The 21,781-nt window shown below is 69.8% G+C and carries 22 protein-coding genes; 6 read left to right on the top strand and 16 right to left on the bottom strand.

What is annotated here, in order from left to right; genetic code table 11:
* Window positions 1-25: 25 nt before the first annotated feature.
* From ahcY to HQ314_RS14395, 7 genes are all read right to left on the bottom strand, one after another.
* Window positions 26-1,537: an adenosylhomocysteinase gene (gene ahcY / locus HQ314_RS14425; RefSeq protein ID WP_037186733.1), complete on the bottom strand. Its 1,512-nt coding sequence runs from the start codon at window positions 1,535-1,537 to the stop codon at window positions 26-28.
* 114 nt (window positions 1,538-1,651) lie between these two features.
* Window positions 1,652-2,812, bottom strand: coding sequence for an alkane 1-monooxygenase (locus HQ314_RS14420; RefSeq protein ID WP_222650418.1), 1,161 nt, complete (start codon window positions 2,810-2,812; stop codon window positions 1,652-1,654).
* Window positions 2,813-2,966: 154 nt separating this feature from the next.
* Complete coding sequence (locus tag HQ314_RS14415; RefSeq protein ID WP_222628507.1) at window positions 2,967-4,394, bottom strand: amino acid permease; 1,428 nt, start codon at window positions 4,392-4,394, stop codon at window positions 2,967-2,969.
* Between the two features lie 178 nt (window positions 4,395-4,572).
* Window positions 4,573-5,820 (bottom strand): mannose-6-phosphate isomerase, class I, encoded by a 1,248-nt coding sequence (gene manA / locus HQ314_RS14410; protein WP_222650417.1) that lies wholly within the window; start codon window positions 5,818-5,820, stop codon window positions 4,573-4,575.
* Window positions 5,821-5,869: 49 nt separating this feature from the next.
* Window positions 5,870-7,024: a tobH protein gene (locus HQ314_RS14405; RefSeq protein ID WP_222650416.1), complete on the bottom strand. Its 1,155-nt coding sequence runs from the start codon at window positions 7,022-7,024 to the stop codon at window positions 5,870-5,872.
* A gap of 56 nt (window positions 7,025-7,080) precedes the next feature.
* The gene (locus HQ314_RS14400; RefSeq protein WP_222650415.1) at window positions 7,081-8,451 is read right to left on the bottom strand and encodes a phosphomannomutase/phosphoglucomutase; all 1,371 of its coding nucleotides are present in this window, start codon (window positions 8,449-8,451) and stop codon (window positions 7,081-7,083) included.
* A 136-nt stretch (window positions 8,452-8,587) separates the two neighbouring features.
* A complete protein-coding gene (locus HQ314_RS14395; RefSeq protein WP_027506876.1) occupies window positions 8,588-8,995 on the bottom strand; it encodes a DUF3499 domain-containing protein in 408 nt (135 codons plus the stop codon).
* Between the two features lie 167 nt (window positions 8,996-9,162).
* Here HQ314_RS14395 and HQ314_RS14390 point away from each other — a divergent pair, with 167 nt between their 5' ends.
* Window positions 9,163-9,585: a metallopeptidase family protein gene (locus HQ314_RS14390; protein WP_051613606.1), complete on the top strand. Its 423-nt coding sequence runs from the start codon at window positions 9,163-9,165 to the stop codon at window positions 9,583-9,585.
* Window positions 9,586-9,635: 50 nt separating this feature from the next.
* Here the strand turns inward: HQ314_RS14390 and HQ314_RS14385 are convergent, their stop codons facing one another.
* Window positions 9,636-9,866 carry a WhiB family transcriptional regulator gene (locus HQ314_RS14385; protein WP_197027846.1) on the bottom strand — a complete coding sequence of 77 codons (231 nt, stop codon included), beginning with the start codon at window positions 9,864-9,866 and terminating at the stop codon, window positions 9,636-9,638.
* Between the two features lie 603 nt (window positions 9,867-10,469).
* Here HQ314_RS14385 and cofD point away from each other — a divergent pair.
* Genes cofD through HQ314_RS14375 form a run of 3 tightly spaced genes read left to right on the top strand, consistent with a single transcriptional unit; the run spans window position 10,470 to window position 13,349 of the window.
* A complete protein-coding gene (cofD, locus tag HQ314_RS21415) occupies window positions 10,470-11,426 on the top strand; it encodes a 2-phospho-L-lactate transferase (protein WP_027506879.1) in 957 nt (318 codons plus the stop codon).
* Window positions 11,423-12,781 (top strand): coenzyme F420-0:L-glutamate ligase, encoded by a 1,359-nt coding sequence (locus tag HQ314_RS14380; RefSeq protein ID WP_308119412.1) that lies wholly within the window; start codon window positions 11,423-11,425, stop codon window positions 12,779-12,781. The genes cofD and HQ314_RS14380 overlap by 4 nt, the downstream gene beginning before the upstream one ends.
* Before the next feature lie 10 nt (window positions 12,782-12,791).
* Window positions 12,792-13,349: an NUDIX hydrolase gene (locus HQ314_RS14375; protein WP_056447758.1), complete on the top strand. Its 558-nt coding sequence runs from the start codon at window positions 12,792-12,794 to the stop codon at window positions 13,347-13,349.
* 54 nt (window positions 13,350-13,403) lie between these two features.
* Here the strand turns inward: HQ314_RS14375 and HQ314_RS14370 are convergent, their stop codons facing one another.
* Genes HQ314_RS14370 through rfbD form a run of 3 tightly spaced genes read right to left on the bottom strand, consistent with a single transcriptional unit; the run spans window position 13,404 to window position 16,316 of the window.
* A complete protein-coding gene (locus HQ314_RS14370; RefSeq protein WP_027506882.1) occupies window positions 13,404-14,480 on the bottom strand; it encodes a sugar phosphate nucleotidyltransferase in 1,077 nt (358 codons plus the stop codon).
* A gap of 26 nt (window positions 14,481-14,506) precedes the next feature.
* The gene (locus tag HQ314_RS14365) at window positions 14,507-15,397 is read right to left on the bottom strand and encodes a glycosyltransferase family 2 protein (RefSeq protein WP_222650413.1); all 891 of its coding nucleotides are present in this window, start codon (window positions 15,395-15,397) and stop codon (window positions 14,507-14,509) included.
* A 10-nt stretch (window positions 15,398-15,407) separates the two neighbouring features.
* Window positions 15,408-16,316 carry a dTDP-4-dehydrorhamnose reductase gene (gene rfbD, locus HQ314_RS14360; RefSeq protein WP_285188816.1) on the bottom strand — a complete coding sequence of 303 codons (909 nt, stop codon included), beginning with the start codon at window positions 16,314-16,316 and terminating at the stop codon, window positions 15,408-15,410.
* 267 nt (window positions 16,317-16,583) lie between these two features.
* On the opposite strand from rfbD, the gene HQ314_RS14355 reads away from it, so the two are divergent.
* Window positions 16,584-18,020 carry an LCP family protein gene (locus HQ314_RS14355; protein ID WP_027506885.1) on the top strand — a complete coding sequence of 479 codons (1,437 nt, stop codon included), beginning with the start codon at window positions 16,584-16,586 and terminating at the stop codon, window positions 18,018-18,020.
* A gap of 27 nt (window positions 18,021-18,047) precedes the next feature.
* A complete protein-coding gene (locus HQ314_RS14350; protein WP_222650411.1) occupies window positions 18,048-18,761 on the top strand; it encodes a TIGR03089 family protein in 714 nt (237 codons plus the stop codon).
* Here the strand turns inward: HQ314_RS14350 and HQ314_RS14345 are convergent.
* From HQ314_RS14345 to HQ314_RS14325, 5 genes are read right to left on the bottom strand one after another with little or no spacing between them, the layout of a single operon-like run.
* Complete coding sequence (locus HQ314_RS14345; protein ID WP_308119410.1) at window positions 18,742-19,155, bottom strand: hypothetical protein; 414 nt, start codon at window positions 19,153-19,155, stop codon at window positions 18,742-18,744. The two genes, HQ314_RS14350 and HQ314_RS14345, sit on opposite strands and share 20 nt — an antisense overlap.
* Window positions 19,152-19,538 (bottom strand): fluoride efflux transporter CrcB, encoded by a 387-nt coding sequence (crcB, locus tag HQ314_RS14340; RefSeq protein WP_222650410.1) that lies wholly within the window; start codon window positions 19,536-19,538, stop codon window positions 19,152-19,154. The genes HQ314_RS14345 and crcB (HQ314_RS14340) overlap by 4 nt, the downstream gene beginning before the upstream one ends.
* Entirely contained in the window at window positions 19,535-19,975 is a 441-nt protein-coding gene (gene crcB / locus HQ314_RS14335; RefSeq protein WP_222650409.1) for a fluoride efflux transporter CrcB, read from the bottom strand. Before crcB (HQ314_RS14335) ends, crcB (HQ314_RS14340) begins: the two co-directional genes overlap by 4 nt.
* Entirely contained in the window at window positions 19,972-20,490 is a 519-nt protein-coding gene (gene purE, locus HQ314_RS14330) for a 5-(carboxyamino)imidazole ribonucleotide mutase (RefSeq protein ID WP_027506889.1), read from the bottom strand. The genes crcB (HQ314_RS14335) and purE overlap by 4 nt, the downstream gene beginning before the upstream one ends.
* A complete protein-coding gene (locus HQ314_RS14325; protein ID WP_222650407.1) occupies window positions 20,483-21,775 on the bottom strand; it encodes a 5-(carboxyamino)imidazole ribonucleotide synthase in 1,293 nt (430 codons plus the stop codon). The genes purE and HQ314_RS14325 overlap by 8 nt, the downstream gene beginning before the upstream one ends.
* Window positions 21,776-21,781 lie beyond the last annotated feature (6 nt).

The raw sequence follows: 21,781 nt of genomic DNA, 5'->3' as shown, positions 1-21,781 counted from the left end.
CTGTCGAGGCCTACGGGACCGAGTGTCAGTACCGGTAGTGCTCGGGCTTGTACGGGCCCTCGACGTCGACACCGATGTACTCGGCCTGCTCCTTGCTGAGCTTGGTCAGCGTGCCACCGAGAGCCTCGACGTGGATCTTGGCGACCTTCTCGTCGAGGTGCTTCGGCAGGCGGTAGACCTCGTTGTCGTACTCGTCGGGCTTCGTCCACAGCTCGATCTGCGCGATGACCTGGTTCGAGAAGCTGTTGCTCATGACGAACGACGGGTGACCGGTGGCGTTGCCGAGGTTCAGCAGACGACCCTCCGAGAGGACGACGATCGACTTGCCGCTGGAGAAGATCCACTGATCGACCTGCGGCTTGATGTTGATGCGTGTCGAACCGGACCGCTCGAGACCGGCCATGTCGATCTCGTTGTCGAAGTGGCCGATGTTGCCGAGGATGGCCTTGTCCTTCATCGACCGCATGTGGTCGAGCGTGATGATGTCCTTGTTGCCCGTCGCGGTGATGACGATGTCGGCCTTGCCGATCGCCTCGTCCACCGTGACGACGTCGAACCCGTCCATGAGCGCCTGGAGCGCGTTGATCGGGTCGACCTCGGTGACCTGGACGCGCGCGCCCTGGCCGGCCAACGACTCGGCACTGCCCTTGCCCACGTCGCCGTAGCCGCAGATCAGGACCTTCTTGCCACCGATCAGCACGTCGGTGCCGCGGTTGATGCCGTCGATCAGCGAGTGGCGGGTGCCGTAGGTGTTGTCGAACTTGCTCTTGGTGACCGAGTCGTTGACGTTGATCGCCGGGAAGGTCAGCTCGCCGGCCGCGGCGAACTGGTACAGGCGCAGCACGCCGGTGGTGGTCTCCTCGGTGACACCCTTGACCGACTCGGCGATGCTCGTCCACTTGGTGGCGTCCTGCGCGAGCGACTCGCGGAGCAGTCCGAGGAAGACCTTGTACTCGTCGGAGTCGCGGTCCTCGTCGACGGGCGGCACGACGCCGGCCTTCTCGAACTGCGCACCGCGCAGCACCAGCATCGTGGCGTCTCCGCCGTCGTCGAGGATCATGTTGGCGTGGCGGGGAGTGCCGTCCTCGGCGACCGGCCAGGTCAGCATCTTCTCGGCGGCCCACCAGTACTCGGCCAGCGATTCGCCCTTCCAGGCGAACACCGGGATTCCCTGCGGATCCTCGGGCGTGCCGTGGGGTCCGACGACGATCGCGGCGGCGGCGTGATCCTGGGTGGAGAAGATGTTGCACGATGCCCACCGCACCTCGGCTCCGAGCGAGACCAGCGTCTCGATCAGGACGGCGGTCTGGACCGTCATGTGCAGCGACCCGGAGATCCGTGCACCCTTCAGCGGCTGCACGTCGGCGTACTCGCGACGCAGGGACATGAGGCCGGGCATCTCGTGCTCCGCGAGGCCGATCTCCTTGCGGCCGTACTCAGCCAGCGAGAGATCCGCGACCTTGAACTCGATGCCACCGCGGATGTCCGCCTGCAGCGCCTCGGTGCTCGAAATGTCGGGGGATGTCGATGTCGTCATTGTGTGATGCCACTCCTGTCGGCTGATGATCGGCTTCCAGGCTATCGGCTCACGGCTGCCCGCGGGTGGGTCGGGGCCACGACGTGTCCGGTTCCGTCGTCTCGCGCCGACGGGTCAGGCGGCGGCGGCGCGTTCGGGAACGGTCGCCCAGCGCCGTTCCAGTCGAGCGCGGGCGCTCGGCTGCAGGTTCGCGCGGGTGACGTCGCCGTCGTAGTGCGCGACGACCCTGGGGTCCATCACGCGACGCCACAGGGGCGGGACGGCCGCGAGGACGACCATCGTCGCGTAGCCGGCCGGCAGTTGCGGCGCCTCGTCGAAGGTGCGCAACGTCTGGAACCGGCGGCCCGGGTTCGCATGATGGTCGCTGTGCCGCTGCAGGTGGTACAGGAAGATGTTGGTGACGATCCGATCGCTGTTCCAGCTGTGCCGCGGCGCGCACCGCTCGTACCGGCCCGTGGGTGTCCGTCCCCGGAGCAGCCCGTAGTGCTCGATGTAGTTGACGGACTCGAGGGTCATCACGCCGACCACCGCCTGGAGCACGAGGAACGGCAGGATGCCGACGCCGAAGACGGCGACCAGGACACCGAAGAGTGCAGCGGACATCGCCCACGCGTTGAGCACGTTGTTGCGGATCGTCCACACGCCGCTGCCCTTGCGCTCGAGACGCTGCTTCTCCAGCTCCCAGGAGGACACGAGGCCGCCGCTGACACTGCGGGACAGGAACCGGTAGAGGGACTCGCCCATGCGCGCGCTGGCCGGGTCGGCGGGCGTCGCGACACGCGCATGGTGTCCGCGGTTGTGTTCGACGTGAAAATGGCCGTACAGGCTCTGCGCCAGAGCGATCTTGGCCAGCCAGCGCTCGGTGCTCTCCACCCGATGACCGAGCTCGTGCGCCGCGTTGATCCCGATGCCGGCGACGAGACCGACACTGACCGCGTACCCGATCTTGTCGACGGCGGACAGGGTGCCGAAGGTGACGAGGTAGCACGCGACACCGAGCCCCGCGTACTGCACCGGAAGGAACAGGAACGTGCACCACCGGTAGAAACGGTCGTGCTGCAGGTCCTGCACCTGCGCGTCGGACGGATTGTTGCCGTCCTCCCCCGCCAGCGCGTCGACCACGGGGATGACCAGGAAGAACAGCATCGCGCCGCTCCACCAGAAGGCCGACACCCCCGTGTGCAGAACCAGTTGGGACGGCAGCAGTGCCGAGGCGGGCGCCAAGATCCCCAGTAGCCAGAGCAGCTTCTTCGGGTCGTGCCACCGCCGCGCCATACGTCACTCCTCGACATCGAGTGGACTCCGCGGCGGACTCGTGCCCACCGCAGAAACAAACTTCCGGTCTCGAATCCGAGTGTAGAGCAAGTAGCGCGACGGTCCGACGATCCGAATGGTGAGATCGGTCCGTTATCGGCGCGAAATATGGTGACTAGTGGGTGTCATCCGCATGCTGCCGGGCTCCGAGCACCGAGTGGCGGCGGCTGTAGCCGAAGTACACCACGACTCCGAGCGCCATCCAGACGACGAACCGCAGCCACGTCTCCACCGACAGGTTCAGCATCAGCCACACGCAGGCCAGCACGGCGAGGATCGGCACCAGCGGAACCAGGGGGACGCGGAAGCCGCGCTTCAGGTCGGGACGGGTTCGACGCAGGACGACGACACCGATGGAGACCAGGACGAAGGCGAACAGGGTGCCGATGTTGACCATCTCCTCGAGCGTCCCGATGGGGAAGAACGCCGCGAGAAGGCCGACCACGATGCCGACGAGCACGGTGATGCGCACCGGGGTGCCACGGCTCCCCGTCTTCGCGAGACGACGCGGCATCAGACCGTCGCGCGACATCGCGAAGAGCACGCGCGACTGTCCCAGCATGAGCACCATGACCACGGTCGTGAGTCCGGCCAGCGCACCGAAGGAGATCACCTTCGACGCCCAGGTGATGCCGTTAAGTTCGAACGCCGTGGCCAGGGTCGCGCCCTCGCCACCGAGTTCGGTGTACTTCACCATTCCGGTCAGCACCAGGGTGACCGCGACGTACAGGATCGTGACGATCAGGAGCGAGCCCAGGATTCCGCGCGGCAGGGCCTTCTGCGGATCGGACGCCTCCTCGGCCGTGGTGGCCACCACGTCGAAGCCGATGAACGCGAAGAACACGAGACTCGCGGCGGCCAGGAGTCCGTACCAGCCGAAGTTGCTGCCCTCGGCGCCGGTGACGAAGGAGAACAGCGACTGGGTGAGGCCCGACTCCTTCTCGGCGGGGACGGCGGGCGGGATGTAGGGCGAGTAGTTCGCCGCTTTGATGTAGAACGCTCCGACCACGACGATGAGCAGCACGACGCCCACCTTGATCGCGGTGATGACGAGGGAGACGCGCGAGGAGATCTTCACACCCGTCGCGAGCAGGACGGTGAGCACCGCGACGATGACCAGGGCACCCCAGTCGACGTCGAGTCCGCCGATGGACACCACGGGCGACGACGTCCCGAGTACCTCACCGAGGTACAGGGACCAGCCCTTCGCCACGACGGCCGACGCGAGGGCGAACTCCAGGATCAGGTCCCAGCCGATGATCCACGCGACGAACTCTCCGAAAGTGGCGTACGAGAACGTGTACGCGCTGCCCGCGACCGGCACCGTCGAGGCGAACTCGGCGTAGCAGAGCGCGGCGAGTCCGCACGCGATCGCGGCGAACACGAAGGCGAGCGAGACGGACGGGCCCGCGACGTTCCCGGCGGTGCGCGCCGTCAGGGTGAAGATGCCCGCACCCACGGCGACCGCGACACCGAAGACGGTGAGATCCCACGATGACAGGCTCTTGCGAAGTTTCGTGTCCGGCTCGTCCGTGTCGCGCATCGACTGCTCGATGGACTTCGTTCTGCGCAGACCGGTGTTGCGCGAACCGGGTGCGTCCTTGCCGTCGATGGTCACCGTCGAAACTCCTCACGTCCTCCGGGCGGCCGTCGACCGCCCGAGGTCATCGTCACACGAACACTGAACTAGGCGGGACGTATCCGCCAGCGTGTCGGGGCCGTCAGATCCCGCCGACGCCCGCCACGAACACGCGAGCCGAGTCGGTGAGAGCACACAGCTGCGGGTCCGGATCGGACGCGGCGATCCAGACGGCACTTCCCCGCTCCACGACCAGGGTGGACTCACCCGAGGAGACCTGTACCCGACCGTCGACACACAGGACGATGCGCGGCGCGGCGTCACCGTCGTGCGCGAGCGTCCACGGCTCACCGTCGCCGGACGCCGCGGACAATTCGACACCGACGAGTGCGAACTCCGGTGCCGGCGTGGGATAGCGCACCACGTGCGGACGGCTGGTGTCGGCGACGAGGACCGGTGAGTCGAGCGGCTCGAAGTCGAGCACCCGCAACAGTTCCGGGACGTCGACGTGCTTGGGCGTGAGTCCCCCACGCAACACGTTGTCCGAGTTGGCCATGATCTCCACCGCGGTTCCGCGCAGGTACGCGTGGAGGTTTCCGGCGTCCAGGTACAGAGCTTCGCCCGGCTGCAGCGTGACCCGGTTGAGCAGCAACGCCGCGAGCACGCCTGCATCGCCGGGGTAGTACTCCCCCAATTCCAGTGCGGTGCGCAGTTCCGGCACGAAGGTGCGGTCCCCGGTCTGCTCGGCACGTTCGAGAGCGCGGACGCACGCGTCCAGAACGGCCGGCAGCACGGAGTCCAACGCCCGCTGCGGCAGAGTGATCCACGAGGTGAAGAGGGTGCGCAGGCCGCTCGAATCCGGTTGCGCGGCAAGCATCTCGGTGTAGGGACGCAGCTCGTCCGCATCGAGCCGACCGAACAGCTCCACCGTCTCGGCGGGACTGCGGAACCCGGCGAGCGCGTCGAACTCCGTCAGGGCGACCACGAGCTCGGGCTTGTGGCTGGCGTCCTTGTAGTTCCGGACGGAGGCGTCGAGGGGCACGCCCGCGGCGTTCTCCCGTCGGAAACCCTCGCGCGCCTGGTCCGAGGAGGGGTGAGCCTGCAGCGACAGCGGCTCCTCGGCCGCCAGGAACTTCACGAGGAACGGCAGGCGCGGACCGTGCCGCTCCACCACACCGGTTCCGAGCAGTCCGGTCGGATCGGAGTCGATGGCCTCGAGCAGCGAGACCCGACCGCGCGGCGTGACGAGATGCGCCGGGTCGCCCGGATGAGCACCGAACCACAACTCCGCCTCGGGATGCCGGGTGGGTGCGGGCACGCCGCGCAGTTCGGCGAGAGCCGTGCGCGAACCCCACGCGTAGGACCGTGCTGTTCCGTCGAGGAGATTCACCGACCACCACCTGCCGTCGTCATCGCTGCGAACCCGGACACGGCTGGGGTCACTCCCTGCCTCCCGAGGCCTGAGAATTCGAGAGTTGGAGATAGGCCGCCGCGGCCTCGATCCGCACCGCCAGGACGAGCGCCCTGCGCAGCGACGCCCCGACCGGCGTCGTGGGACCGGGCACCGCGGCGGGCGCGGGCGCCTCCAGATCCGTGCGGGGACCACCGTCGTCGTCGACGCGAACCACGTCGACCTCACCCAGGACGGCCACCCGCCGGCGGACCAGACTGTCGTCGGGGTCGGTCGACACGGTGAACACCCGAACGGGATCGGCCGGGGGTGGACCGTCGAGTTGGTCGTCGTGGAACAGCGGGTCGTAGTCGACACTGCCGCTCTCGGCGGAGTCCCCACCAATCGCGCCGAGGTCGTGGATCACACCGACGGCATCGGAGAGTTCGGTGGCCGCCGCCACGACGCCCGCGGCACGCAGCAGGGACGCGGCTCCGTGCCGGGCAACCTCGGTCGCCGCCACGCCGTCACCGGTCATGAGGACCCGACGACCCGCCATTCGGGACGCCAGACCTTTCGCGGGATTCTGGAACACCTCGACGGACGCGTGGTGTCGCATGGCCTCCGCGTCCACCGCATCGGCCACCGCGTCGAGGTCACCGACCGACGACGCCGGGTCCACCGCAGCGAGCACCGCGGCCATCACCGCGACGTGCCGGGCGTAGGAGTTGCGATCGAGGACACGGACTCGCGGCGGGAAGGACACCACCCGGCCGGCGCCGGCGTCCGCGACAGGACCCTCGTCCGGTACGGCCACCACGACCTCTGCACGCCGACGTACCCCGGCGGCGACGGACTCCGCGATTGCCGGATCGCCGGCGTCGTCGCCGGCCACGACCACGACGTCCAGGGGTCCGACCCACGGCGGGGTCGCGGGAAGCGAGACGACCGGCACGCCGGCGGTCGGAGCGAGGACCGCGGCGACCAGCGCCGACGCCCTCCGGGCGGGACCGGACGCGGCGACGAGCACGACACTGCGGGGACGCAGACCGTCCAGCGGCGCCAGCAGGCCCTCGCGGACAGCGGACGCGGTGGCGCGGATCTGTGCGCCGGCCAGCGCGGCGGAGTGCAGTGCGCCCAACGAGTCCGCAGCCAGTATCGCGCTCGCGTCGTCGAGATCGACGTACGCCGAAGGAGCAGTCATGGGCACCTCACCCGCCTCTCTCGTTCCGTATCCCCCACTATGACAGTCCGCAACCGTCACGCGCGGACGATGCTCAGGATCTCCGTCGTCAGGCGGTCCACGTCCTCGGGGGTGCGTGCCTCGACATTGAGTCGGAGCAGGGGCTCGGTGTTGGAGGCGCGGAGGTTGAACCACGCGCTGTCACCGAGATCGACCGTCACACCGTCCAGCTCGTCGGTGGAGACGGTGCGATCGGCGAACGCCGCGACCACCGCGGCGGTGCGCTCACGAGCGTCGGCCACCGTCGAGTTGATCTCGCCCGATGCCGCGTACACCTCGTACTTGCGCATCAGGGCGGACAACGGCTCGTCCTGTGTCCCGAGCGCGGCGAGCACGTGCAGCGCTGCGAGCATGCCAGAATCGGCGCCCCAGAAGTCGCGGAAGTAGTAGTGCGCCGAGTGCTCGCCGCCGAACACCGCGCCGGTCTCGGCCATCAGTGCCTTGATGAACGAGTGGCCGACCCGGGTGCGCACGGCGGTACCGCCGAGCTGCTCCACCAACTCGGGCACCGACCGTGAGGTGATGAGGTTGTGAATGATGGTCGAGGAAGGGTGCTTGCCCAGCTCCCGCTCGGCCACCAGTGCGGTGATCGCGGACGGTGAGACGGGCTCGCCGCGTTCGTCCACCACGAAGCAGCGGTCCGCGTCGCCGTCGAACGCGAGGCCGATGTCCGCGCCCGTCTCGGTGACGAACTTCTGCAGATCGACGAGGTTCGCCGGCTCCAGCGGGTTCGCCTCGTGGTTGGGGAACGTGCCGTCGAGTTCGAAGTACAGGGGGTGCACGGTCACCGACGTCGGGTCCAGGACCGCGGGCACCGTGTGCCCGCCCATGCCGTTGCCGGCGTCCACCGCGACCGACAGCGGACGGATGTCGCTGATGTCCACGAGGTCGCGCACGAACGTGGCGTAGTCCGCGAGCACGTCCTGCTCGCTGATCGTGCCCGGCGCACCGTCGAACGTCGGGACGCCGTCGATGATCTCGGCCGAGATGGTGGCGAGTCCCGAGTCCTGGCCGACGGGCTTCGCGCCGGCCCGGCACAGCTTGATCCCGTTGTACTTCGCCGGGTTGTGGCTGGCGGTGAACATCGCACCGGGGCAGTCGAGCCGACCGGAGGCGAAGTAGAGCTGGTCGGTCGACGCGAGGCCGATGAGAACGACGTCGAGACCCTGTGAGGTCACCCCTCGCGCGAAGGCGGCCGACAGCGCGGGAGACGAGTCGCGCATGTCGTGCCCGACCACGACGCGGTGCGAGACGCCCTCGCCGCGTACGAGTCTCGCGAAGGCGGCCCCCACGTCGGCGACGAAGTCCTCGTCGATCTGCTCTCCGACGACACCGCGCACGTCGTACGCCTTGATGACGCTGTGAACCAGGTCAGCTGGTCGGGCCACTGCACACTCCTGCATCTGGGACGAACCGGACGGATCACGCACGACGGCGAGTCGGCGAGACCATGCTGGGAGCCTAGTGCCCGGGGGCGACGCGCGAGCAGTCCTGCAGCCCGACGCCGCGCGCCGGAACAGTCGTTCAGCTGGTGGGGTCGGGCAGAACGCGCAGATGTCCGCGTCGACCCGTGCGTGTCGGCGCGGCGGCCGGGACGTCGGCGGAGGTGCGCGTGTCGGACGACGAACCACGTCGACCGAGGGACGGAGCGGGACGCTCACGCGCACCGGCCTCGCGGACGGCCTCGGCGAGTGCGGTCAGATCGTCGTCGTCGGGGCTGGACGTGGAGAACCCACCCTCGTAGCGCACCATCTCCCACCCCTTGGGGGCGGTGATCGACGAACCGTGCACCTCGCACAGATCCCAGGAATGGGGCTCGTCCACGGTGGCGAGAGGTCCGACGACGGCGGTCGAGTCGGAGTACACGTACGTCAACGTCGCGACGGCCGGTCTCTTGCATCCCGGTCGGCAGCATCCCCGCACAGCTCTCACAGGTCGAACCCTAGCGCGTGTCCTCCGGCGTGCCTCGCAGGACACGGTCGTAGCATGGGCGCGTGTCGTTCACCGGATCCTCTCAACCCCGCGGCCGCGCCGGCGGCCGTCCCGGACGGGAACATCGGGCGTCCAGCTCGCGGTCCGCGGCGCGGCGGGGTCGCGGAATGCGCGGCACCCTGTTCCCCGACACGGTGCCCGCACGCAGGTCTCGCGCCGAGAAGTTCGATGCGGCGGTGCTGGACGCGTTCGCCGAGATCGACCGCAAGTGGCACGACCGGCTGACGAAACTGGACATCGCCGTCGACGACGTGCCGAAGATCCGTGCGGTGGACCCGGAATCGGTGAACTGGCCACCCGAGGTCGTGGCCGAGGGCCCGGTGCCGTTGTCGAGACTCGTTCCGGCGGGAGTGGACACGCGCGGAGCGACGACGCGGGCTCGGATCGTGCTGTTCCGTCGGCCCCTCGAGCGGAGAGCACACGACTCGCTGGAGCTGACGGACCTGGTGCACGACGTGTTGGTGGAGCAGGTGGCGACCTACCTGGGGGTCACGCCCGAGGTGGTCGACCCCGACACCGAGGACGACTGACACCCCGGCGCCTGCAGCGCGTCGTTCGGCGGCTGCGGTGACGCGACGCGTCAGATGATGCCGCGCTTGAGGCGGCGACGTTCGCGCTCGGACAGCCCACCCCAGATGCCGAACCGCTCGTCGTGCGCCAAGGCGTACTCGAGGCAGTCGTCCTTCACCTCGCACCCGAGGCAGATGCGCTTGGCCTCGCGCGTCGAGCCGCCCTTCTCCGGGAAGAATGCCTCGGGATCGGTCTGAGCGCACAGAGCGCGCTCCTGCCACTGATCCTCGAGCGGATCCATGTCGCCCGGCACCAGACTCAGATGCAGTGCGGGCGCAGGCATTCCGAGGCTCGTGAGCGGCGGGTCGACGTCGTCGACCGAGACGTCCTCCGGGTCGATCCCGTCCACGGGGTCCGCCGGGGCGTCCTCCGTCACGGCATCCACGTGCAGTACGTCGTCGAGTTCCCCGACGGGGGACTCCTGTCGACCGAGGTCGTGGTGTTGTTCCGGCATCACGTCCGCCTCCTCACCTGTTCGAGCGCAGTTGTTGTCGGTCACTTGTGTCGATGATCGACCGCGAAGCCGGATCGAAGAGCGAAGCCTCGTGTCACCATGGGACGTGACGCTGCGGAACGCAGCGCGCGAACTCGTGTCGACTCATGGGAACACGTGTTCGAACGGTGGTTCGCTACAAGCGATTCCGCTGTTCGAACCGTTAATGACATGACTGTGATTAGACACGCCGCGGTGTGTCGCGGTCAAGCGGACCGCTCGATTTGCAATACCATCCGATCTCCGGTTTTCCCGGAAGGCGAGACTTCCCCGGTGTTTCGCGTCGGACACGCCGTGATTCGCGCCCACCGGCCCGATCGCGCCGACGGCGACCGCCTAGGGTCGAGGGTCATGAAGGTGACTGTGGTGGTGGGCGGCGTCGGTGGCGCGCGGTTCCTCCAGGGGGTTCGAGAACTGCTGGGGCCGGACGGCGACGTCACGGCCGTGGTGAACGTCGGCGACGACGTCTGGATGCACGGCCTGCGCATCACACCCGACCTCGACACCTGCATGTACACGCTCGGCGACGGCATCGACACCGAGCGCGGCTGGGGTCGACGCGACGAGACGTGGAGCGTCAAGGAGGAACTCGCGGCGTACGGGGCCCACCCGGACTGGTTCGGGCTCGGGGACCGCGACATCGCGACGCATCTGATCCGGACGCGCATGCTCCGCACCGGGTACCCGCTGTCCGCAGTCGTGGAGGCCCTGTGCGACAGGTGGTCTCCGGGTGTCCGCCTGCTGCCCGTCACGGACGACCGCAGCGAGACCCACGTGGTGATCACCGATCCCGACGACGGCACCGACAAGGCCGTTCATTTCCAGGAGTGGTGGGTGCGCTACCGCGCTGCTGTGACGACTCACAGTTTCGCGTACGTCGGAGCGGACAAGGCGACCCCGGCGGACGGCGTCGTCGAGGCGATCGAGACCGCGGACGCGGTACTGCTCGCACCGTCCAACCCGGTGGTCAGCATCGGCGCCGTCCTGGCGGTGCCCGGCATCCGCTCCGCACTGCGCACCACACCCGCGAAGGTCGTCGGGCTCTCCCCCGTCATCGACGGCAAGCCGTTGCGCGGCATGGCCGACGAGTGCCTGTCCGTCATCGGTGTGGAGACGACGGCCGAGGCCATCGGCCGCCACTACGGCGCCCGCTCGGCGGCCGGCATCCTCGACGCCTGGCTGATCCACGAGACCGACACCGCCGACGTTCCCGGCGTGGACGTGCGCGCGGTACCTCTGCTCATGACCGAGCCCGCGGTGACCGCACGGATGGCGCGCGCCGCGCTCGAGGCAGCGGGCGTCCTGTGACCCGATCCGACGGTCCCGGCGATCATGCACCGGGCGGTTCGATCGAGGTGATTCCCGTCGCGGGACTCCCCGAGTTCCGGCCGGGCGACGACCTGGTGGCAGCAGTCGTCACGGCAGCACCGTGGCTCGCCGACGGCGACGTCCTGGTGGTCACGAGCAAGATCGTCTCCAAGGTCGAGGGACGCCTGGTGACCGCGCCGACCGACCCGGAGGCGCGGGACTCACTGCGCCGCATCCTCGTCGAGCAGGAGGCCGTGCGCGTACTCGCCCAGCGCGGTCGCACGCTCATCACCGAGAACCGCCTCGGCATCGTGCAGGCCGCGTCCGGCATCGACGGATCCAACGTGTCGACGGACGAGTTGGCCCTGCTCCCCGAGGATCCCGACGCGTCCGCCCGGGCACTGCGCGACGGTGTACGCCGTTCGCTGGGCGTGGCCGTCGCCGTCGTCGTCACCGACACGATGGGCCGCGCGTGGCGGAACGGCCAGACGGACAACGCGATCGGATCGGCCGGGTTGCCCGTCCTGCACGCGTACGCCGGTGGTCGCGACGCGCAGGGCAACGAGCTGATGGTCACCGAGGTCGCGCTCGCGGACGAGCTGGCATCCGCTGGGGATCTGGTGAAGGGCAAGCTCGGCTCGGTTCCCGTCGCCGTGGTCCGGGGTCTGCACTACGCCGACGACGGCTCCTCCGCCCGCGATCTGGTGCGTCCGGGCGAGGACGACCTCTTCTGGTTGGGAACGCAGGAGGCGCTGCGACGAGGTGCACTCGGCGCGGTACCCGCCCGTCGCTCGGTACGCGAGTTCGACTCGGCCCCGGTCGATCCCGCTGTCGTCGAGGCCGCCGTGGCGGACGCCGTCACCGCGCCGGCTCCCCATCACTCTCACCCGATGCGCTACGTCGCCGTCCGGACGCCGGCGGTGCGCACCGCACTGCTCGATGCGATGGCAACGCGGTGGCGCGCCGATCTCGGGCGAGACGGACGGACCGCGGACTCGATCGAAGCCCGTCTGGCACGCGGTGATCTGCTGCGCACCGCGCCGGAACTGATTCTGGCGTTCGCGGTGCTCGACGAGGCGCACGACTATCCGGACGCGGAACGGCAGTCCGCGGAGACCGTCATGTTCACGGTGGCGGCGGGCGCGTCGGTGCAGGCGTTCCTGGTGTCCCTCGCGGCGCGCGGCCTCGGCAGTTGCTGGGTCGGGTCGACCATCTTCGCCGCCGACACCGTGCGCGAGACGCTCGATCTACCCGCCGACTGGCATCCCGTCGGGGCCGTCGCCGTCGGACACCCGCTCACTCCCCCGTCGCCCCGCGCGCCGACGCCGCCCGGCTCCGCGTTCCGAGAACTGTGAGGAACCGTCCGTGAGCGCCGAGAGCCTCCACGAATCCGCGAGAGAACTGCTCCGTTCCTGGTCGACCACCGAGCCGCACGACGACTCGATGCGCCACACGATGCTGGCGTTCCTCGACAGTGCGCCGCGTGGCTGTCTCCGCGAGAACGTGGCCGGTCACGTCACCGCGTCGGCGCTGGTGCTCGATCGGAGTGGGTGCCACGTGCTCCTGACGCTGCACCCGCGGGTCGGACGATGGCTCCAACTGGGCGGACACTGCGAGGTCGACGACGAGACCGTCCGGGACGCGGCACTCCGCGAGGCGCGTGAGGAGAGCGGCATCGACGACCTGGTTCTCGAGCCGGAGCTGCTCTCCGTTCACACGCACCCGATCACGTGTTCGCTCGGCGAGCCGACGCGCCACCTCGACCTGCGCTTCGTCGTACGCGCCGCAGACGGTGCACACATCGTCCGCAGCGCGGAGTCGAACGACCTGCGGTGGTGGCCCGTCGACGACCTCCCCGACGGGGAGGCGGGCGCCGAACGAGACGCGTTGCAGGACATGATCTCCCGCGCGGCGGCTCGCTGAGCCTCGGACGTCCTGAATTCTCGGGCGCCCTGAATTGTCGGACGCCCTGGATCCTCAGACGTCGGTCGAGAAGCGCACTCCACCGTCGGGCAGCGTCACTCCGGGCCACACTCGGGCGCCGCGGAGCAGCTCGCACCGCGCGCCGATGTTGGCTCCGTCGCCGATGACGGCGTCGCGCACGAGTGCCCGCGGTCCGATGCGCGCACCGAATCCGAGGATCGATCGTTCGACCACCGCGCCGGCCTCGACCACGGCACCGTCGAAGAGAACGGCACCGTCGAGACGGGCGCCCGCTCCCACCTCGGCGCCGCGTCCGACGACCGTGCCGCCGATCAGCAGCGCGCCGGGAGCGACGCCCGCGCCGGGATGGACCAGCGACTCGCCCCGCGTCCCCGTCAGCGCAGGCGACGGTGCGATTCCGCGCACGAGGTCGGCGGAGCCCTTCACGAAGTCCTCCGGCGTACCCATGTCGCGCCAGTAGGCGGCGTCGACGTGTCCGAAGACTCGCTTGTCCTCGGCCAGCAGTGCGGGGAACACCTCACGCTCGACGGACACCGGACGATCGGACGGGATCTTCTCGATGATCTCCCGCTTGAACACGTAGCAGCCGGCGTTGATCTGGTCCGTCGGCGGATCCTGGGTCTTCTCGAGAAACGCGGTGACGCGGCCGGACTCGTCGGTGGGCACGCAGCCGAACGCGCGCGGGTCACCGACGCGGACGAGGTGCAGGGTGACGTCCGCCTCGGTGGTGCGGTGGGTGTCGAGCACGCCGCGCAGATCGGTACCGCCCAGCACGTCACCGTTGAAGACCATGACGTTGTCGGCGCGGAGCCGGGGCAGGACGTTGCGGATGCCACCGCCGGTTCCCATCGGCTCCTCCTCGAACACGTACTCGAGCTCGAGGCCGAGTGCGCTGCCGTCACCGAAGTGCTGCTCGAACACCTCCGACTTGAAGGACGTGCCGAGCACCACGTGATCGATCCCGGCATCCTTGATGCGCGCCAGGAGATGGGTGAGGAACGGCAGACCTGCCGTGGGCAGCATCGGTTTGGGGGCGGAGAGCGTGAGCGGACGCAGTCGCGTGCCCTTTCCTCCGACCAGAACTACGGCATCGGTCGCCGGAGCAGTCATCGCGTATCGCCTTTCTCAGAAACTTCTCACGAGCTCGAACCTGACCCGACCGTGTCGTCGCGTTGCCGCAGTGCAGCAGTCACGACCACCCTGGACCGCAACGCCAGTCCGGCGCGCAACGTCCACCGGAGAGGAGCTTGCCATCTCCGCGGGTGTCTATCAGCTTGGAAGCGGTAGGCGCTGCGGTGGTGCGCCGGCAACATCGACTCCGGATGACGCCCCGCGGCATGACCTTTGGCGTGCGTCACGACGGCCGTGGGCACGTAGATGTTGGTCCAGCCCGCTCGTCCGAGGCGATCTCCGAGATCGACGTCCTCCATGTACATGAAATACCGGGAATCGAACCCGTCCACCGAGTCGAACGCGGCACGGCGCAGCAACAGGCACGAGCCGGACAGCCACCCGACCGACCGCTCGCTGACCTCGTCGTTGTCCTGCCGGTAGCGCTGCGTCCACGGATTCGACGGCCACACCGAACCGAGCAGTGCGTGCAGCGACCCGGACGTGAGATCGGGAACGCGGCGGGCGGACGGGTAGCGCGAACCGTCCGGCTCGAGGATGAGGGGCCCGAGCGACCCGGCCCGCGGATGCCGTTCGGCGGCCGCCAGCAGCTCGTCGATCGACCCGGGGCCGAACTGGACGTCGGGATTGACGACCATGACGAACTCGGTGGCCGGATTCACCTCGGCGACAGCGCGATTGGCGGCGCCGCCGTAGCCGATGTTCGCTCCGGTGCGCAGCAATCGGACGTGGTCGTACGCGGCCTCGGCCGCCTCGGGCGCGCCGTCGGTGGACCCGTTGTCCGCGAGAATCACCGACACCGGCCGCGTCGTCGCATCCCGTAGGGACTCGAGGAATGCGTCGAGGTGCTCGCCGGGCGAATAGGTCACCGTCACGACGGCCAGGGGGGCACTCACGCCGGTCACCCTACTGGGCGGCTCCGGGCGGGTCCGCGACCGCCCGAGCCGCCAGCGCGGCCGTCAGGGCGTCGCGCCAGGGCCGCAGCGGGGTCAGCCCGGCACCCTTCCAGGCCGCGGGCGAGAGCACCGAGTAGGCGGGACGCGGCGCCGGCCGCACGTAGCGATCACTGCCGCACGGGTGAACACGGTCGGGATCGGCGCCCACGGTCTCGAAGGTCGCCCGAGCGAGATCGAACCAGGACGCCGTGCCGGCGTTGGTGGCGTGCAGGATCTGCGGCAGCGCTCGCGGCGACGTCGCCGCCTCGAGGAGCGCGTCCGCGAGATCACCCGAGTACGTCGGCGAACCCACCTGGTCGTTCACGACGTCGAGGGTCTCCCGCTCGGCCTCGAGCCGGAGCATCGTGGCGACGAAGTCGGAGCCGGTGCCGGTGTAGACCCACGCGGTCCGCACGATCGTCGCGGACGGCAACGCCTCCAGGACCGCCCGTTCCCCTGCCAGCTTGGTGCGCCCGTAGGCGGTCGCCGGCGCGGTGGGATCGTCGGGTTCGTACGGGGTCCGCGCGTCTCCGGCGAACACGTAGTCGGTCGAGACGTGCACGAGACCTGCACCGACCTCGGCGCACCGCTCGGCGAGCAGGCGCGGCCCCACCTCGTTCAGCAGTGCGGCGCGGTCCTCCTCGGTCTCCGCCGCGTCGACCGCCGTGTGCGCTGCGCAGTTGATCACCACGGTGCCCGGCACCACGGCGGCGGCGATCGACTCCGGATCTGTGATGTCGAGGTCGGCCGATCCGAAGCCGAGCACGCGGGCCCCGCGGTACCCGTCCCGCGCGCGGTCGACGAGTCGGCGACCGAGCTGACCTCCGGCTCCGGTCACCACGATCGTCCTGTCCGAACTCTGCTCTGCGTCGGTGGTCACAGCGACAGAGTGTGGCACGCCGTGGCGGGTTGCGCGGAGCACGGCGACCCTGCCGTTAGCCTGGGGATCGTGACGGATTCTGTGACGGGCCCCGGGACACCGCGCGATCCGTACAGACCTCGGACACAGCGCGGTGCGCAGCGGCGAACCGATTCTCGCGAGTCGGAACCGGGTGCGCGGCGCGCCTCCACCCGCTCCGACCGGGGGCGTCGACCTCCGACCAGCCACCGCCCCTCGCGGACACCGGGGCACTCCAACGCCGGCCGGATAGCCGTCGCTCTGTTCTCCGCCGGCGCGTTGCTGGTGACGGGCGTGGCATGGCAGAGCATCGACTCGCTGCGCAGCAACCTCGCGACGGTGTCGAACCTCGATCTCGGCGACGGGGCCGACGGTGCGGTCGACATCCTGCTCGTGGGCACCGACAGCAGGACCGACGCGCACGGCAACGCGCTCTCGCAGAACGAGCTCGACTCGCTCCGCGCCGGCGACGAGGTGGCCAACAACACCGACACCATCATTCTGATCCGCGTTCCCAACGACGGATCGTCCGCGTCGGCGATCTCCATCCCGCGCGACGCCTACGTGAACGTGCCCGGCATCGGCGACAGCAAGATCAACGCCGCGTACGGAGCCACCAAGGAGGAGAAGCGCCTCGAACTCGTCGAGAGCGGGGTGCCCGACGCCGAAGCCGACAGCGAGTCGACGCTCGCGGGCCGCAAGGCGCTCATCGACTCCGTCGCGGGCCTCACCGGCGTGACGGTCGATCACTACGCCGAGGTCGGGCTGCTCGGATTCGTCCTGCTCACCGATGCCGTCGGCGGCGTCGACGTGTGTCTGAACGCGCCGGTCGACGAGCCCCTCTCGGGCGCGCGCTTCGCGGCCGGGCAGCAGACGCTCTCGGGTGCCGACGCACTCAGCTTCGTGCGCCAGCGCCACGATCTCCCCCGTGGCGATCTCGACCGCATCGTCCGTCAGCAGGTGTTCATGGCGTCGCTGGTCCGCAAGGTGCTCAGCGCCCGCACGCTCAGCAACCCCGGCACGTTGGGGCAGCTCGGGTCGGCCGTGCAGCGCTCCGTCACCATCGACGACGACTGGGACGTCCTCGACTTCGCCACGAAGTTGCAGGACGTCGCCGGCGGCGCGGTCACCTTCGACACCATTCCCGTCGCGGACATCAACGGCGTCACCGACTACGGCGAGTCGATCGTCGCGGTCGACCCCGTCGAGGTCCAGACGTGGGTGCGAGGCCTGATCGGCGACGCGGCGCCGTCCGAGAGCGTGACGCCGACGCCCACCGTTCCCGACATCGACGCCTCGAGTGTCACCGTGGACGTCGCGAACGACAGCGGCGTCGACGGTCTGGCGTCCTCGGTCTCCGACACTCTGTCGGGCGAGGGCTTCGTTCCGGGCGAGGTCGGCAACAACGAGGGTGCGAGCGTCGACCGGACCACCGTGTACGCCGCGTCGTCGGACGGTGACGCCGCGGCGGCCGTCGCCGCGCGGGTCGGCACCGACCGGACCGAGACCGACGACTCGCTGCCGTCCGGGACCGTGCGCGTCGTGCTGGCCTCCGACTACTCCGCTCCCGCAGCGGCGGGATCGCTTCCGGCCGGTGTCTCGCCCGCAGGCGACACCGCCACCCCGGCTCCTGCGGCCGCGGACCCGATCGACGCCGGGTCCACGGGCCCCCAGTGCGTCAACTGATCGGGCCCGTTCGGAAGAATGTCGTCGATGACCTCAGGTGGCACGACGCTCACGGACGCGCTTCTCGGACCCATCCTCGCGGCGGACGCGGCGGGACCGCGCATCACCTACTACGACGACTCGACCGGTGAGCGCATCGAGTTGTCCGCGCTGACTCTGGCCAACTGGGCCGCGAAGACGGCCAACTTCCTCAGAGACGAGCTCGGTGTGTCGCCCGGCGACGTCGTCAGCGTCGTGCTCCCCGCGCACTGGCAGACCGCCTCGGTGCTGCTCGGCGCGTGGTGGGCCGGCGCCGAGGTGACTCTCCGGCCCGATACGGACGCGGCGGTCGCCCTGGTGACCGCCTCGGGTGTGAAGACCGCCGACGCCGGTGAGGTGGCCGCACTGTCGCTCGACCCGTTCGGTCGGCCCGTCGACGACCTCCCCCTCGGAGTCACCGACTACGCGACGTCGGTTCGCGTGCACGGCGATCAGTTCGTTCCCGTCGGCGCCGGGCCGGCCCTGGAGGGTCGCTCCGTCCAGGACGTCCTGACCGATGCACAGGGCCGCGCCGCAGCGCGCGGACTGTCGGCGACGGACCGGGTTCTCGCGACCGGGTCGTGGGACGACGCCGACGGACTGCTCGACGGTCTCGTCGCGGTGCTCGCGGCCGGCGCGTCACTGGTTCAGGTGACCGCGCTGGACCCGGCGGCACTCGATCGCCGCGTCGCCACGGAGAAGGTCACGACGGTCCTCGAGTGAGATAGCCCCCGTCGCCGAGTCCGGCCTCCACCTCGAAGCGGTTGGCGGCGCCCGGCCGGCGCATCTCCTCCACCAGGTACCGGATCGCGAACGAGAACCCGTGGCGGGCCCACTGGTCGGCGTGCACGGACTCGTGGCGCAGCATCGCCCGCCGTCGACGGGGATCGACGAGCGCGTGTCCGGTGAGGAACACTCCGCCGAAACACGTTCCGCCGCGGGCGTATCCGCCTCGCATCGCCTCGCACACGATCAGGTTCGACGACGCGTCGTACGAGATCCGCGAGCGCCACACACGAGCCCAGGTGAGCGCCGTGGCCGTGACGACGAGCGACTGGATGCTGCCGCGCGACACCCGTCGCAGCGGGCTCGACCCCCGCGGACCGGAGGACGTCACACCGAGCTCCCACCCGACGCCGCCCACACGAGAGCCAGTCCACCGGCGCAGGCCAGCACGGAGGCGATCACGGTGGTCCCCGCGTTCGCCGCGGCCGCCCGGTGCCGACCCTCCTGCACGAGTCGGACCGTCTGCACGCTCGCGGTGCTGAACGTGGTGTACCCGCCGCAGAACCCGGTGCCGGCGACGGCCTGCCACTCGGCGGGCCGGCCGGCGAACAGCACGAGCCCGGCCAGGATGCCGAGAAGGAACGACCCACTGACGTTGACGATCAGAGTCCCCAGGGGGAACGGCCGACCGAAACGAGCCGTCACCTCGCCGTCGACGACGAAGCGGACCACCGCCCCGAGCGCCCCCGCGAGCAGCAACGCGGCGACCGTCATGTGCGTGGCCTCCGATGGAGGGTGCCACCGGTCACGATGCCCGCCCAGGCACAGATCAGTCCCGCCACGACTCCGACGGCGGCGTAGGTCAGTGCAGTCGTCGGTGCGCCGTCCCGGACGAGCTCGACCGTCTCGAGGGCGAACGTGCTGTAGGTCGTGAACGCGCCACAGAAGCCGGTGCCCGCCACCAGGCGCACCCACCGACGCCGCCCGACGTCCGGTCCCGAGCGCGCCAACGCTTCCAGCAGCAGACCGAGGACGAACGCACCGCTCAGATTGATCAGGAACGTGGCCCACGGCCATCCCGTTCCGGAGTGCGGCACCCAGGACTCCCCCGCGTAGCGGGCACCCGTCCCCGCGGCACCGCCGACGACGACCGCGGCCAGGGCAGCGGGCGTGCGGTGCAGAGGACGGACCGAGTCCGCGGACGCGGTCATTCCAGCAGACTGCGACGCAGCGCCTCGTCCTTGTCCAGCACCATCTGCTCGAGTCCGCGCTGGAACTCGGCCATCCGTCCACGCAGCTGCGGATCGGCGGCACCGAGAATGCGCACGGCGAGCAGACCGGCGTTGCGTGCGCCGCCGATGGAGACCGTCGCGACGGGAACCCCCGCCGGCATCTGGACGATCGACAGGAGCGAGTCCATCCCGTCGAGGTACTTCAGGGGAACCGGGACACCGATGACGGGGAGCGGCGTCGCGGAGGCCACCATGCCCGGCAGGTGAGCGGCACCGCCGGCGCCGGCGATGATCACCTCGATTCCGCGGTCCGCCGCGTCCCGCGCGTAGTCGAGCATGCGCTGCGGCGTCCGGTGCGCGGAGACCACGCCCACCTCGAAGCGGACGCCGAACTCGGCGACCGCCAGGGCGGCGGCCTCCATCACCGGCCAGTCCGAGTCGCTGCCCATGATGATGCCGACCCGGACGGCCGTGCTGTTGCTGTTCTCATCCATGATGCGGATCCCATCCGTCGGTCCAGACGCCGTGCGAGAGCCAGTGCGCGGCACGCTCGGCACGCTCCCGGACCTCGGCGACGTGCTCGGCATCGGACGCGGAGCCGTTCCGCGGGCCCACGATGTTGACGTGGCCGATCTTGCGGTCCTTGCGCTCACCCTTGTCGTAGAGGTGCACCTTGGCGTCGGGCATCCGCGCGAACAGGTGATGCACCCGCTCGTCCATGGTCGAGGACGGCTGCTCCTCGGCGCCGAGGACGTTGGCCATGACGGACACCGGCGCGAGAGGCGCGCAGTCACCGAGGGGATAGTCGAGTACCGCGCGCAGGTGCTGCTCGAACTGCGAGGTCCGGGCACCGTCCTGCGTCCAGTGGCCCGAGTTGTGCGGGCGCATGGCGAGTTCGTTGATCGACAGGGTGCCGTCGACCTTCTCGAACAGCTCCACGGCCATGACTCCCACCACACCCAGCTCGGACGCGATGCGGAGCGCGATGTGCTCGGCGTCCGCAGCCAGGTCCTCGGACAGGCCGGGAGCGGGTGCGATGACGACGGCGCACTGTCCGGACCGCTGCACGGTCTCGACGACGGGCCAGGTCGCTCCCTGCCCGAACGGGGACCGCGCGACCATCGCCGAGAGTTCGCGCGCCATGTCGACACGCTGTTCCGCCATCAGCGGCACTCCGGCGGCGAGCTGGTCGGACACCACGGTGCGCGCCTCGTCGGCGTCGTCGGGCATCCAGACGCCGCGACCGTCGTAGCCGCCGCGCACGGCCTTGATCACGATGCGCCAGTCGTGGGCGTCACCGAAGGTGACGACGTCCTCGACGGAGGCCACCTCCGTGAAATCCGGTACCGGTAGTCCCAGTTCCCGCAGGCGAACGCGCATCCGCAGCTTGTCCTGCGCGAAGATCAGCGCCTCGGGAGGCGGCTGGACGTTGACGCCCTCGGCGACGAGGACGTCGAGATGCTCGGTGGGGACGTGTTCGTGATCGAACGTCAGCGCGTCCGCACCGGCGGCGACCGCACGCAGTGCCGCGAGATCGGTGTGCTCGCCGAGCACCACGTCGGCGCTCACCCGAGCCGCCGGATCGTTCTCCCCGGCCGCGAGCACGCGCAGGGTCTGACCCAGCTCGATCGCGGCCTGGTGGGTCATCCGTGCGAGCTGTCCTCCGCCGACCATCGCGACGACGGGCAGGGACGAGGTGCGCTGCCGCGGCGGGTCGGTGCGCGGGGTCTGCTGGGGGATGTCCGAATTCACGGTGTCTCCTGCTGTCACGTCGCTCATCGTGTC

It is taken from the genome of Rhodococcus sp. BP-332 (assembly GCF_019836065.1).
GTDB lineage: Bacteria > Actinomycetota > Actinomycetes > Mycobacteriales > Mycobacteriaceae > Rhodococcoides.
Note: the sequence above shows the minus strand (reverse complement) of the source record. Positions and strands in the feature narration are given on the sequence as shown.